General features: G+C 66.1%; 12 protein-coding genes. 6 read left to right on the top strand and 6 right to left on the bottom strand.

The window, feature by feature from the left end; all coding sequences use genetic code 11:
- The first annotated feature begins 58 nt into the window (after positions 1 to 58).
- Positions 59 to 994 carry a LysR family transcriptional regulator gene (locus U0042_RS05085; protein WP_114813022.1) on the top strand — a complete coding sequence of 312 codons (936 nt, stop codon included), beginning with the start codon at positions 59 to 61 and terminating at the stop codon, positions 992 to 994.
- A gap of 107 nt (positions 995 to 1,101) precedes the next feature.
- On the opposite strand, the gene U0042_RS05090 is transcribed toward U0042_RS05085, so the two are convergent.
- From U0042_RS05090 to U0042_RS05100, 3 genes are all read right to left on the bottom strand, one after another.
- Entirely contained in the window at positions 1,102 to 2,589 is a 1,488-nt protein-coding gene (locus U0042_RS05090; RefSeq protein ID WP_114813024.1) for an alginate export family protein, read from the bottom strand.
- Positions 2,586 to 3,500 carry a glyoxalase gene (locus U0042_RS05095; RefSeq protein ID WP_114813026.1) on the bottom strand — a complete coding sequence of 305 codons (915 nt, stop codon included), beginning with the start codon at positions 3,498 to 3,500 and terminating at the stop codon, positions 2,586 to 2,588. The genes U0042_RS05090 and U0042_RS05095 overlap by 4 nt, the downstream gene beginning before the upstream one ends.
- Positions 3,501 to 3,595: 95 nt before the next feature.
- A complete protein-coding gene (locus tag U0042_RS05100; RefSeq protein ID WP_114813028.1) occupies positions 3,596 to 4,282 on the bottom strand; it encodes a hydrolase in 687 nt (228 codons plus the stop codon).
- A 254-nt stretch (positions 4,283 to 4,536) separates the two neighbouring features.
- Between U0042_RS05100 and U0042_RS05105 the strand changes: the two genes are divergently transcribed.
- On the top strand, positions 4,537 to 6,120 hold the full coding sequence (locus tag U0042_RS05105; protein WP_114813094.1) for a Na+/H+ antiporter: 1,584 nt from the start codon (positions 4,537 to 4,539) through the stop codon (positions 6,118 to 6,120).
- A gap of 149 nt (positions 6,121 to 6,269) precedes the next feature.
- On the opposite strand, the gene U0042_RS29950 is transcribed toward U0042_RS05105, so the two are convergent.
- Positions 6,270 to 6,506, bottom strand: coding sequence for an alpha-hydroxy-acid oxidizing protein (locus tag U0042_RS29950; RefSeq protein WP_419150491.1), 237 nt, complete (start codon positions 6,504 to 6,506; stop codon positions 6,270 to 6,272).
- A gap of 236 nt (positions 6,507 to 6,742) precedes the next feature.
- Between U0042_RS29950 and U0042_RS05110 the strand changes: the two genes are divergently transcribed.
- From U0042_RS05110 to U0042_RS05125, 4 genes are all read left to right on the top strand, one after another.
- On the top strand, positions 6,743 to 7,063 hold the full coding sequence (locus U0042_RS05110; protein WP_114813030.1) for a DUF4148 domain-containing protein: 321 nt from the start codon (positions 6,743 to 6,745) through the stop codon (positions 7,061 to 7,063).
- Between the two features lie 67 nt (positions 7,064 to 7,130).
- Complete coding sequence (locus U0042_RS05115) at positions 7,131 to 7,649, top strand: cytochrome P460 family protein (protein WP_114813032.1); 519 nt, start codon at positions 7,131 to 7,133, stop codon at positions 7,647 to 7,649.
- A 93-nt stretch (positions 7,650 to 7,742) separates the two neighbouring features.
- Positions 7,743 to 8,510 carry an alpha/beta fold hydrolase gene (locus U0042_RS05120; RefSeq protein WP_232833480.1) on the top strand — a complete coding sequence of 256 codons (768 nt, stop codon included), beginning with the start codon at positions 7,743 to 7,745 and terminating at the stop codon, positions 8,508 to 8,510.
- Positions 8,511 to 8,705, top strand: coding sequence for a hypothetical protein (locus U0042_RS05125; protein ID WP_114813036.1), 195 nt, complete (start codon positions 8,511 to 8,513; stop codon positions 8,703 to 8,705).
- 108 nt (positions 8,706 to 8,813) lie between these two features.
- On the opposite strand, the gene acnB is transcribed toward U0042_RS05125, so the two are convergent.
- Both acnB and U0042_RS05135 read right to left on the bottom strand, forming a co-directional pair.
- The gene (gene acnB, locus U0042_RS05130; protein WP_114813037.1) at positions 8,814 to 11,399 is read right to left on the bottom strand and encodes a bifunctional aconitate hydratase 2/2-methylisocitrate dehydratase; all 2,586 of its coding nucleotides are present in this window, start codon (positions 11,397 to 11,399) and stop codon (positions 8,814 to 8,816) included.
- Positions 11,400 to 11,606: 207 nt separating this feature from the next.
- Positions 11,607 to 13,010 carry a sigma-54 interaction domain-containing protein gene (locus U0042_RS05135; protein ID WP_232833478.1) on the bottom strand — a complete coding sequence of 468 codons (1,404 nt, stop codon included), beginning with the start codon at positions 13,008 to 13,010 and terminating at the stop codon, positions 11,607 to 11,609.
- Positions 13,011 to 13,270: the final 260 nt, after the last annotated feature.

A 13,270-nucleotide genomic window follows, 5' to 3' on the forward strand; every position in this document is an offset into this window, starting at 1 on the left:
TGCATCAACGCTATCGATACCTTTGGAGGCTCTCCGTTACTCCACCTACGGGTGTTTCATGCGCCTCGATCGATTCGACCTCAATTTGCTTATCGCGCTGGAGGCGCTGCTGGAGGAACGCAACGTCACGCGCGCGGCGGCCCGCATGCACGTGGGGCAGTCCGCGGCCAGCGCCGCATTGGGCCGGCTGCGCGATCATTTCGGCGACGCGCTGTTGATGCCGGTGGGACGCCGGCTCGTATTGAGTCCGCTCGCGCAGACGCTTTTGCAGCCGGTGCGCGACACGCTGCGGCAGGCGCGAGAAACGATTGCATACCGCACCGGATTCGATCCGGCGCAGACGCAATGCCGCTTCCGTGTGGGCGCGTCGGACTACGTCACGACCGTGCTGCTGGCCGGCCTGATGCAGGCGCTGGCCGTTGAAGCGCCCGGCATGATCCTGGATATCCGCAACCCGCCGCCTTCGCTGGAAAGTGCGATGGAGCAGGCCACGGTCGATCTGCTGATCATGCCGGCGCAATACGCGCGTCCGCTGCCCTTTGCGCAGCAGGCGCTATTCGAGGACGAGCACGCGTGTCTGCTCTGGTCGAAGCACGCGCTCGCGGACCGGCCCTTGAGTTTCGACGACTACGTGGGGCTTGGGCACGTGGCCGTGCGATTCGGCGACGCGCGCAGCATGACGTTCGAAGACTGGTTCCTGCCGCGCTACGGACAGCAACGGCGCATCGAAGCGACAGTCGACAACTTCAGCACGCTGGGTTATCTGGTGGTGGGCACGCAGCGCGTGGCGACGCTGCACCGGCGCATGGCCGTGCACTTTGCGCAGCATCTGCCCGTCGTGGTGCGAGACGTGCCGGTCGATATGCCGCGCGTGATCGAAACGATGGTCTGGCCACATCACCTGGACCAGGACCCGGCGCATGGCTGGCTGAGAAAACGTATCGCCGAGTTGGCCGCCACGTTGCCGGTGCCGCGCGGCGAGGCCGGTGCGTAGAGGTAAGTGCGTAGCGGCGGTGCATAGAGGCGTTGCATAGAGGCACTGCGCAGCCGCTACGCACCGGTTCGGCCATGGGCCGGCAACCCGTCGGGACGAGGGGCGCCCTACCACCCGTACTTGAGCTCCACCCCCGCATAGTCCGCGTTGTGCCCGCCCGCTTCGCGTACCGTGTTGCCCACCTGGAAGTGCACGGCTTCAATGGAGCCGATGAGGTTGGCCGCGATCGTCCAGTCCGCGCGCAGCTGAACGTACATGCCCGTCCACAGGCTGCCTTTGCCCGCGGTGCCGGGCACCACCTGGCTGCCTTGCTGGTACACGGCGTCGCCCGTCGTCTCGCGCCACTGGAAGCCGAGCGCGCCGAGCAGCGCGAGGTTCGCGGTCGGCTTGAGCGTGATGGAGGGCTTCACGTGGATCAGGTTCGAGTAACCGGTGTAGCTCGCCAGCGTGAAGTAATAGCCGTTGGGAAAGAGCGGGTTGAACGTTTCCACGCGGCCGTCGTGCGGGTGCCTGTCGCCCGAAGCCGCGTCGATCTGCAAGCCGATGCGCGGCGACCACGGCAGGTCGAGCTTGTACCCCGCGATGGAGCCGATCGCCCACGCGCCGATCGTGTTGTTGCCCACCGTTCCCGTCTGCAACATGCCTTCCACGTCCCAGTCGAAGCGGCCGTGCGTGCCCGTGTACCGCATGTCCCAGACGTCGCGACGCTCGGGGCCGCGCGCGTCCAGAAACTGCGCGTTGGTGCGGTTGTAGCGCGACCAGTAGCCCGACAGGTCGCCCGGTCCCACCGACTGGCGCTCGAAGCGCACGCCGCTGAACGTGAGGTCGCGGTTCGATACGTCGTCGAACGCGGTGGCGTCGCGGTACTGAACCGGTTGCGTCGCATAGGCAATGAATCGCCACTTCTGGTATTCGTAGTCGGCCCACACGGCGTCGAAGGCCTGGCGCACGTTCGGGCCGTCGCGCACCGAAATGAAACGCTGCAAGTCGAACGCCATTTCCTGCCGGCCCACACGGAACTTGACGATGCCGCCGCCCAACGCGCCGGTATAAGTGACGAACGCCTGCTCGAGATCGAGCGGGTTCTTGTCCACCGGCGTGACGGAATCCTTGGCCCACGCGCGCGCGTCTTCCAGCTGGGCGAAGAACTGCCAGTGCTCGCCGACGCGTGCGTCGGCATGCACTTCGACGCGCTGGATCAGATACGTGTCCGACTGCGCCTTGCCGATGCCGAAGAGGCGTGCGTTGTTGGTCTCCATGCGCTCGCGCAGATTGACGCCGAGCGAAAGATACGAAGACGGAATGCCGCCGAACGGCATGTACTTGAGTGCGTCCAGCGGCTCGCGCGGCACGCACGGATTCGCGAGCACCGACCAGTCTTCCTGCCAGCGATTGAACAGGACGACCGGACGTTTGGCGCTGCATGTCGCAGTGGGCGTAGCGCCGCTGGCGGCGTTCGTGGCGTCGGCGGCGGGCACCGTGGCGGTATCGGCGAGCGCCGCGTCGGCACCCGTCAGCAACAGGCCGCCGACGAACGCCGGCAACACGACGCGCCGGCGTGCGGCGGAGGCGAGAACCGCGTGGGCAGGCTTCATTTCGCGGCGTCGGCGTGAATTTCTGCGATGTAGCCGCCCGGGAACTGCACGATGGCCGCCGTGCGCCCGTCCGCGGTGAACGGCGGCACGAGCACGCTCACGCCCGCGGCTTTCGCCTTCTCCAGCGTGGCGTCGAGATTGGCCACTTCATAGCCGGTGGTTTCGCGGCCGAACGGGTAGGGCAGGTGGCCGTCGGTGGCGAGCACGGTCATCTTGCCGAAGCCCGACTCGATGCGCACGCGGCGATACGTGTCGTCAGGCCGGCCGATCTCGATGCCGGGCGCTTTCGCCTCGTCGGACACCACCTTGCCGTGCGAGAACTTCACGAAGTCGTGTACCAGCTTGTTGAGGCTTTGCGGCGACACGTAGACCCGATTCTCGGGCACCGTCTGCAGCGCGTCGTAGTGCGGAACCCGGTTGTGCCAGTAGAGCTGCATGTTGAGGCCGCCCGGCCAGGTCACGATCGCGTCGCGGCCGATGGGGTCGGGGAAGGTATCGACGATCACGTCGGCGCCGAGCGCACGCGCCGACTTGACCGCGGCGTCCATGTCGGTCACGAGATAGCCGGTGCGCTCCGCGCCGAACGGATACGGTATCGGCGTCTTGAAGCCGAACACGGAGATCGTGCCGGAGGGCGTGAAGACGAGTTGCGACATGGTCTGGCTGGGCGTGGGCGTGACCTGAAATACGCCCTGCTTCGACTTGCTGCCGCCGAAGGTCGCGACGAAGCTGTCCGTGAAGCGGTCGAAGTCTTCGGGCGCGACGTAGACATGCGTGGTGTCGTACTGCGGGCCGACCGCAACGGCGGGCGGCGTGGCGGGCATCACGGGCGGTTTCGCGAACGAGACGGGCGCGGCGGCGAGCCCGCCCGCGATCATCAGCGCAGCGAGTGCGCGGCGAATGGCTTTCATAACGGAGTTTCCCTGGTTGAATGCAGGCGCGAAGCCGTGGGACGCGCTCGCGCCGAACGCGTCCCATCGGCCTGCGGGGACAACGACGGCCGCGATTACTTCGCGGGCACGGCGGCCAGGATTTCGTGCGGCACCGAGGTGCGCTGCGCTGCCTTGTGGACCATCGTGTACGCGTAGTCGACGCCCATGCCGTACGCGCCCGAGTGTTCCTTGGCGATGGCCATGACCGCGTCGTAGGTCTCGCGGCGCGCCCAGTCACGCTGCCACTCGAGCATTACCTGCTGCCAGGTGACGGGCACGACGCCGGCCTGGATCATGCGCTGCATCGCGAAGTCGTGCGCGTCCTTCGAGGTGCCGCCCGAAGCGTCGGCCACCATGTAGATTTCGTAGTTGCCTTCGAGCATGGCGCACAGTGCGAACGTGGTGTTGCACACCTCCGTCCACAGGCCGGCCACGACGACCTTCTTGCGGCCGTTCGCGGCCAGCGCGTCGCGCACTTTCTGGTCGTCCCACGAGTTCATCGAGGTGCGCTCGAGCAGCTTGTGGTCAGGGAACACGTCGAGCAGTTCGGGATAGGTGTAGCCCGAAAAGCTTTGCGACTCGACCGTCGTGATCGTGGTGGGAATGTTGAACACCTTGGCCGCCTTCGCGAGACCGACCACGTTGTTCTTCAGCACCTGGCGGTCGATGGACTGCACGCCGAAAGCCATTTGCGGCTGCTGGTCGATAATGATCAGCTGGCTGTTTTGGGGAGTCAGTACTTCAAGGTTGGGATTGCTCATGGTGCAAATGTCCTGTGAACGGGTGAAAGGAAGCCCCCGCGCCGAATGAACGGGCGGAGCCTCATGTGTGATACGCCGGGAGAGTGGCCGTACAGCCGCACTTATTGGACACGCAAAATCGCGGGCCCGACAGATAAAAAAAGTTAATTAATCTGATTCAGGAAATCCGCTCTTAATTAATCTTAATGGGGCCTTTCAGGTTCTTGAAACGCGATACCCTTTCGGGCACCCTCGCACCATCCGGCACGCTGCGCATGACCAACGTCGAGCTGTTCCATTACCTGCTGTTGTTGATTGCCGGCGCGAGCGCGCTGACCTGGCTTGCCGAGCGCGTGTCGATTCCGCCCGCGGTGGTGCTGCTGCTGGGCGGCTGCGTGATCGCCGTGGCCGGCAAGGGCGTGACGGGCATGGACCCGGACCTCCTGCTCGTCGCCGTGTTGCCGCCGCTGCTGATGTCCAGTTCGTTCTATACGGCGTGGAAAGAGTTTCGCGGCGAACTCGCCACCATCGTCTCGCTCGTGCTGGGCGCCGTCACCTTCACCACCGTTGCGGTCGCGTTCGCCGTGCACGCGTTCAATGCCGGCTTGCCCTGGGCCGCGTGCCTCACGCTGGGCGCAATCGTCTCGCCGCCGGATGCCGTCGCCGCGAAGGCCATCTTGCAGCGCTATCCGCTGCCGCCCAGGCTCGTAGCCGTGCTCGAAGGCGAGAGCCTCGTCAACGACGCGTCCGGTCTGCTGCTCTACCAGATGGCCGTTTCAGCGGCGCTGGCCGCCACCACGATCACGGTCGCAAGCGGCACAGGGCTTTTCTTCAGACTCATCCTGCTCGGTATCGCGGTGGGCCTCGTGTGTGGTCAGGCGATGTGCGCGCTGCTCGTGCGCCTGGTCGATGCGAAGCTCGGCATCGTACTCACCTTCATGATGGCGTGGGCCAGCTACGGCGTGGCGGAAGCCATCGGCGGATCGGGCGTGCTCTCGGTCGTGACCTGCGGACTCGTGTTGGGCGTGCGCCAGCATCGCGTGTTCAGCGCCGATATGCGGATCAAGGCCAAGGCCACGTGGGACGCCATCGTGTTCGTGCTCGAGGCACTGGTGTTCGTGCTGATCGGGCTCGCGCTGCACGGCATTCTCGCGAGCGTGAACCACGAAGGCGCGGTGGTCATGGCGGGCCTGCGCGTCGCGTTGCCGGCCACGGCGGCGGCCATCGTCGCGCGCCTCGTGTGGGTGTTCGGCGCGATCTGGCTGCCGGGCCGTCTGCGCGCGAACCGCACGGGCGGCCGCGCCTGGACGTTCGGCGAAGCGGCCGTGATGGGATGGGCGGGCATGCGCGGCGTCGTGAGCCTGGCGGCCGCGCTCGCGTTGCCCGACCACTTCCCGGGCCGCGACGTGATCATTTTCAGCACCTTCCTGCTGATCATCACCACGCTCGTCGTGCAGGGCGGCAGCCTCGCCACGTTGATCCGGCTGCTGAAGCTGCGTCCGCCCGCACGCCACACGATGTCCGAACACGAGACGCGGGCGCGCACCTTCGGCGCCTCGCTCGCGGCGCTGGCGGACATCGGCAAGCGCGAAGACGGCATCGACCCCGCGATGCTCGAACGCCTGCAGGCCGAATATCGCGTGCGCGTGACGGCGAACGAGAACGCGCACACCTCGGGTGAGGAGCGCATCGAACATCGGGCGCGGTTCCTGCGCGTCGAGCTGGAGCTGGTGGGCGTTTCGCGCGAGACCTTGCTCGCCCTGCACCGCGCCGGCAAAGTGGACGACGCGGTGCTCCACCGCATCGAGTCCGAGCTCGATCTTGAAGAGCTGAGGTTGCTGCGGCTGCTTGAACCGTGATGGCGGGCGTTGTCGTTCTTGCCGCCGTTGCGGTCAGGACGTCTTGCGCGGCCTGACGACGCGAGTGGTGCCGGCCGTCGTCGAAATCGCACGGCACGGCTGGGGGAATATCACTCCATTCGCACCACGAACCCCGCACTACGAACTCCTCACCACGCACCACGCACTCGCGGCCGGCATTCTCGACCCGCGCGCCTCCCGCCAGTGCCAGGTCCACGTTGATTTCCCGGCGCAGCAAGTGCAGCGCGTACCGCACGCTCGCCTCGCCGCCCACCGCAGGCCCCGCCATGTCGGGCCGCCCCCACCAACACGAAATGCGCGCCCGGCGCGAGGGCCTTGGGCACGTCCGTGCCGCGTCTCACGCCGCTGTCGAGCATGACCCGCATCGCGACCGTGCGCGGGCGTCGTGGCTCAGCGCCGTTTCGTATCGTCGTGTATCTGCCGCGAATGAAGACAAGAACGCATACATAAACGCGGCGTCACGGAAACAAGCCGGATACGTCGCGCCATTCAAATACACCCATGCCGGCGGTCGATGTTTCCAACCCGACTTCCCGCCGGCCGGATGCCGGCCATCGCGTCGGTGTAGTCAGGCTCAACTCCCTACCCACAGGTGCACACCATGAAGCTCGTCCAATCGCTGATCGTTGCCGCTGTCGTCGCCGTTCCGGCCGTTTCGTTTGCGCAGTCCAACGCGCCGCTCACGCGTGCCCTGGTGCGCGCGGAACTCGTTCAACTCGAAAAGGCGGGCTACAACCCCGCTCTGGACTACACCCGCTACCCCGAGAACGTTCAGGCCGCCGAGGCGCGCGTGAGTGCCCGGAACCACGATGCCGCGTCCGCGTATGGCCCCGCGCTGAACGGCACGTCGTCGTCGGGTTCGCATGCCAGCGCTGCGCAAGACGCGATTCCGGGTCTCGGCCCGCTCTACGCCCACTCGTGAATCGCGTGCGCTCGCCCAATGAAGGGCGTGTCGGCGCGGGCCAGCATCTGCAATCGAGGAGGGCAGGATGACATTGCGCAGCATCGGTACGTTGCACGTGGCGTGCGTGCTAGGGCTCGCGGTACTCGCGAGCGATGGCGCCACCGCCGCGGACGCGCAGACGGCAGCGGCGGCGTCGCCCATCTACGGCGTGACGGTTCCGAAGGGGTATCGCGAATGGCAGATGATCGCGCCCGCCGCGGAAGCCGCGCCGCTCGACGAGTTGCGCGTGGTGCTCGGCAACGAGACGGCGATGAAGGCCGTCAGGAACGCCACCCTGCCGTTTCCGGACGGGACGATTCTGGTGAAGCTCGCCTACCGGAAAAAGCAGTCCGACGCGTTCGCCCCCGCCACCGTGCCCGGCCAGCCCACGACGGTGCAGGTCATGGTGAAGGATTCGAAGCGCTATGCGTCCACGGGCGGATGGGGGTTCGGACGGTTCATCAACGGCATGCCGGTGGACAAGGCGCAGCATGAGACGTGCTTCGCGTGCCATGCGGCGCGCGTGAAGGATCGCGACTACGTGTTCACGCGTTTTGCGCCGTGACGGCAGGAACGCAAGGCCTCGCGAAAGGGCCGCCGCGGCAGGTCAGCCCATTCTCCAAACCCAAAAACGAGATACGAAATGATGTCCAGATTCTTGAGTGGTCTTCTGAAGTCCATGCTGGTGATTGGCGCAGTGGCCGCGGGGCCGGCGGCGCATGCCGAAGGAGCGAATGACGCGAGCCGCACCACCGTCGTGCTGACCCACGGCGCGTTTGCCGACGGGTCCAGCTGGCGCGGCGTGATTCCGATTCTGGAGGCGAAGGGCCTCCGCGTGGTGGCCGTGCAAAACCCGCTGAGTTCGCTTGCCGACGACGTGGCCGCGACCCGACGCGTGATCGATCAGCAACCGGGCCCGGTCGTGCTGGTCGGACATTCGTGGGCGGGCGTGGTTATCAGCGAGGCCGGCAACGACGACAAGGTGAAGGCACTCGTCTACGTGTCGGCCTTCGCTCCGGACGCGAATCAGTCCATTGCCGACATAACAAAGGACTTGCCGGCGCCGCCCTGGGCCAGTGAGCTGCATAAGGATTCCGCGGGCTATCTGACGCTCTCGGACAAGGCCGTCCGTCAGTTCTTCGCGCCCGACCTGCCGGCTGCCGCGCAACGCGTCGTGGCCGCTACGCAGGGGCCGTGGTACTCGGGCTGTCTCGACGAGAAGGTCACGCATCCGGCGTGGCGCGACCGGCCTTCATCCTTCGTGGTGAGCACCGAAGACCAGATGATCGCGCCCGCTTTGCAGGAGCGCATGGCGAAGGACATCGGCGCTACCGTCACGCGTGTGCATGGCAGCCATGTTTCGCTCGTGAGCCATCCGCAAGTTGTTGCAAACGCGATTATCGAAGCGGCTAAACGTGGGCAGTAGTTGATTGGAGCGATCGAGTCGGCAATCGCGACGTCGCCATCGATCAGCACCGGCGACATCGATTTCGATCGCTTCATGCCCGATGCCGACCAGCGAGATGAACAGGCCGCCGCGATGCGAACGACCAGACAGCGGACGGTCGGCGTGCGCATTCAACGGAAGATGAATGGCGGAGAAACCCGTCATGGCGGCTGAGCTGTTCTTCGGGCACACCACAAAAAAACGGCGCCGCAGGCATTCAGCCCGCGGCGCCGTTTTCGTGTCGCTACGACGCAAGCAACACGTCGCAGCCCGGCAGCGCGTTTACATCGACACGGTGTCGGCCACTTCCTTGAAGTCTTCGATCTGGTCGAAGTTCATGTACTTGTAGATCTTGTCGCCATTGGCGTTGATCACGCCGATGTCGGCCATGTACTCGTCTTTGGTCGGAATCCGGCCAAGGCGCGAGCAGATGGCCGCCAGTTCCGCGGAACCCAGGTACACGTTCGTGTTCTTGCCCAGACGGTTCGGGAAGTTGCGGGTCGACGTCGACATGACCGTCGCGCCTTCACGCACCTGTGCCTGGTTGCCCATGCACAGCGAGCAGCCCGGCATTTCGGTGCGCGCGCCGGCCGTGCCGAACACGCCGTAGTGACCTTCTTCCGTCAGCTGCTTCTGGTCCATCTTGGTGGGCGGGGCCACCCACAGCTTGACGGGAATGTCGCGCTTGCCTTCCAGCAGCTTCGACGCGGCACGGAAGTGACCGATGTTGGTCATGCACGAACCGATGAACACTTCGTCGATCTTCGCGCCGGCGACGTCGGACAGCGTCTTCACATCGTCCGGGTCGTTCGGGCACGCGACGATCGGCTCATGGACGTCGGCGAGATCGATCTCGATCACGGCCGCGTACTCGGCGTCGGCATCCGGTTGCAGCAGTTTCGGGTCGGCCAGCCACTGCTCCATCGCCTTGATGCGGCGTTGCAGGCTGCGCGCGTCCTGGTAGCCCTGCGCGATCATCCACTTCAGCAGCGTGATGTTGCTGTTGAGGTACTCGATGATCGGTTCCTTGTTCAGGCGCACCGAGCAGCCCGCAGCCGAACGCTCAGCCGATGCATCCGACAGTTCGAATGCCTGCTCGACCTTCAAGTCGGGCAGACCTTCGATTTCGAGAATGCGGCCCGAGAAAATGTTCTTCTTGCCTTGCTTGGCGACCGTCAGCATGCCTTGCTTGATGGCGTACAGCGGAATCGCGTTGACGAGGTCGCGCAGCGTCACGCCCGGCTGCATCTTGCCCTTGAAGCGGACCAGCACCGATTCCGGCATGTCGAGCGGCATCGTGCCGGTGGCGGCCGCGAAGGCGACGAGGCCGGAGCCCGCCGGGAAGCTGATGCCGATCGGGAAGCGCGTGTGCGAATCGCCGCCCGTGCCCACGGTGTCGGGCAGCAGCATGCGGTTCAGCCACGAGTGGATCACGCCGTCGCCCGGGCGCAGCGCGATGCCGCCGCGCGTGCTGATGAAGTTCGGCAGCGTCTGGTGCGTCTTCACGTCCACCGGCTTCGGATAAGCGGCGGTGTGGCAGAACGACTGCATGACGAGGTCGGCCGAGAAGCCGAGGCACGCCAGATCCTTCAGTTCGTCGCGGGTCATGGGGCCCGTGGTGTCCTGCGAGCCCACCGAGGTCATCTTCGGTTCGCAGTACGTGCCGGGGCGCACGCCCTGGCCTTCGGGCAGACCGCACGCGCGGCCCACCATCTTCTGCGCGAGCGAGAAGCCCTTGCCGCTGTCGGCCGGCTGATGCGGCAGGCGGAACAGCGTGGAGGGCGGCAGACCCAGCGCTTCACGCGCCTTGGCCGTGAGGCCGCGACCGATGATCAGCGGAATACGGCCGCCGGCGCGCACTTCGTCGAACAGCACGTCGGACTTCACCTGGAATTCGGCAATCACTTCGCCGTTCTTCAGTGCCTTGCCTTCGTACGGGCGCAGTTCGACCACGTCGCCCATGTCCATCTTCGAGACGTCGAGTTCGATGGGCAGCGCGCCCGCGTCTTCCATCGTGTTGTAGAAGATCGGGGCAATCTTGCCGCCCAGGCACACGCCGCCGAAGCGCTTGTTCGGCACGTAGGGAATGTCTTCGCCCGTGAACCACAGCACGGAGTTGGTGGCCGACTTGCGCGACGAGCCGGTGCCCACCACGTCGCCCACGTAGGCGACCAGGTGACCCTTTTCCTTCAGCGATTCGATGAACTTGACCGGGCCGCGCTTGCCGTCTTCTTCCGGCGTGATGCCGGGACGGGCGTTCTTCAGCATCGCGAGCGCGTGCAGCGGGATGTCGGGGCGGGTGGTGGCGTCCGGCGCGGGCGAGAGGTCGTCCGTGTTGGTTTCGCCCGGCACCTTGAAGACGGTGATGGTGAGGCTTTGCGGCACTTCCGGACGGCTCGTGAACCATTCGGCGTCGGCCCAGCTTTGCAGCACGGCACGGGCGTTGGCGTTGCCCTTGTCGGCCAGTTCCTTGACGTCGTGGAACTGGTCGAACATCAGCAGGGTTTTCTTCAGCGCGTCGGCGGCGACGGTGCCCACTTCGGCGTCCGAAAGCAGCTCGATCAACGGCTGGATGTTGTAGCCGCCCAGCATGGTGCCGAGCAGTTCGGTGGCACGCGTGCGCGAGATCAGCGGGCAGGCGGTTTCGCCCTTGGCCACGGCGGCGAGAAAGCCGGCCTTCACGCGGGCGGCCTCATCCACGCCGGCCGGCACGCGGTGGGTGATCAGGTCGACGAGCGTTTGCTCTTCGCCCGCGGGCGGGTTCGTCAGCAGTTCCACCAGTTCGGCGGTCTGCTGGGCCGTGAGCGGGAGGGGAGGGATACCGAGCGCGGCGCGAGCGGCCGCGTGAGCGCGAAAGTTTTCAAGCATGGAGGACCTGCTGATAGGACGTTTCAGGGGAAGTCTTGCCAGGCGGCTCCGAGGGCTTCCGGGGCACTGTGTCGACGGCAATTTTAGTCGCGCTGGGGCGTACCGTCAATTATCTTATATCTTATATAAGACTAATTAAGACTAATTGGCGCGCAGCGCGGCTCGAATGGCGGTCGGTCGCCTCCGCCGCTCGCGGTGGCGAGCCTTTCAGGCGCTGCCGAGCGACTTGAGCCGGCGGTACAGCGTGCGTTCGCTGATGCCGAGATGCGCGGCCAGTTCGCTGCGCGATCCGCTAAACCCGGCGGCCACGCGCGCGAGTTCGGCGTCGGAAAGCTTGCCGCGAGCAAAAACAGCAGGCGTAGCCGGCGCCTGCGATGGCGGCGGCGCGACCGGCGTGCGGATCGCGTCGGGCAGATGCTCCGCGCGGATCACGCCGTGGTCCGCCAGCAGATTGGCGCGTTCCAGCACGTTGCGAAGCTCGCGGATATTGCCGGGCCAGGCGTAGGCGCACAGCAGGGCGAGCGCTTCGGGGGCGATCGAGGTGGCGACCGACGTGGCGCGGGCGTCGGCGCCGCGCGTGGACGCGATACGCCGCAGCATGGCCGCTGCGAGCAGCGGGATGTCTTCGGCACGCTCGCGCAGCGCCGGCAGCCGGATCGGGAACGCGCTGATGCGAAAGTACAGGTCGGAGCGAAACTGGCCGTCGGCCAGCATCTGCTCGAGCGGCTTGTGTGTGGCCGCCACGAGCCGGAAGTCGGCGCGTTGCGTCTCGACGCCGCCCACGCGCCGGAACGCGCCGGTTTCGATGAGGCGCAGCAGCTTCACCTGCATTGCGAGCGGCACGTCGCCGATTTCGTCGAGGAACAGCGTGCCGCCCTGCGCGGTTTCCACGAGCCCCGGTTTGCGCGCCGACGCGCCCGTGAACGACCCCTTCTCGTAGCCGAACAGCTCGCTCTCGAACAGCGTTTCGGTAATGCCCGAGCAGTCCACCACCACGAACGGCCGGTTTGCGCGCGGGCTGGCCGCGTGCAGCGCGTGCGCGAACAGTTCCTTGCCCGTGCCCGATTCGCCCAGCAGCAGCACGGGCAGCATCGAGGTCGCGACCCGGTGCAGTTTCGAGATCGCCTCGTTGAAAGCGGGGGCGCGTCCGACGAGGCCATCGGCATCCGGCCGTGCCGAGGCGCTGCGTACGGTCGAAAGACGCTCCACGTACGCGATGATCTGCCGGCGGGCGTCGAAGATGGGCCGCAGCTCCACGTCCACGTGCTCCTGGCCTCGCGGCGTGTGGTGAACGTGGAGGACGCGGTCGGCACTCCCTGTAGCGGCCGCCTGCTTCATCGGGCAGTGTTCGCCGGCGAGGTCGCAGGGCACCTCGTAGTGATGCGAGACCTGGTAGCAGCGCCGCCCCACGTGCGGCTGCCCGGCGATGCCGAACTGCTTCTGGTAGGCGCTGTTGGCCGCGAGGATGCGGTACTCCGGGTCGAGCACGATGGCCGGCTGGGTGTCGTACTCCAGATAGCCGACGAGTGCCGCGATCTCCGGCGGGCTGGACTTGGCGCCGGGCGTATCCGCGTGGACCGTGGACGGCGACGTGGGGAGGGAATGAGGCATGGCGGCGCTCCGCAACGGACTGGGCGCCACTATACGCGGCAACGGTCACGTCTGCCATCGACTGCCATTTTCCGCCACCAACTGCCATCTGGCAGTCGTTGACCGATCGTGACAATCCGCCCGCGACGCGCCCAAGGGCTTTCGCTACCTCGAACAGCGCAAAAGACGCGCTAATAATTCCATATAAATCAGCGGCTTGATGTCGCGCGGCAAATACTGCCCGGCGCCTGGCACGGACCTTGTCTTGGCTCTCGCGCAGT

It is taken from the genome of Paraburkholderia kururiensis (assembly GCF_034424375.1).
Classification (GTDB): Bacteria; Pseudomonadota; Gammaproteobacteria; order Burkholderiales; family Burkholderiaceae; genus Paraburkholderia; species Paraburkholderia kururiensis_A.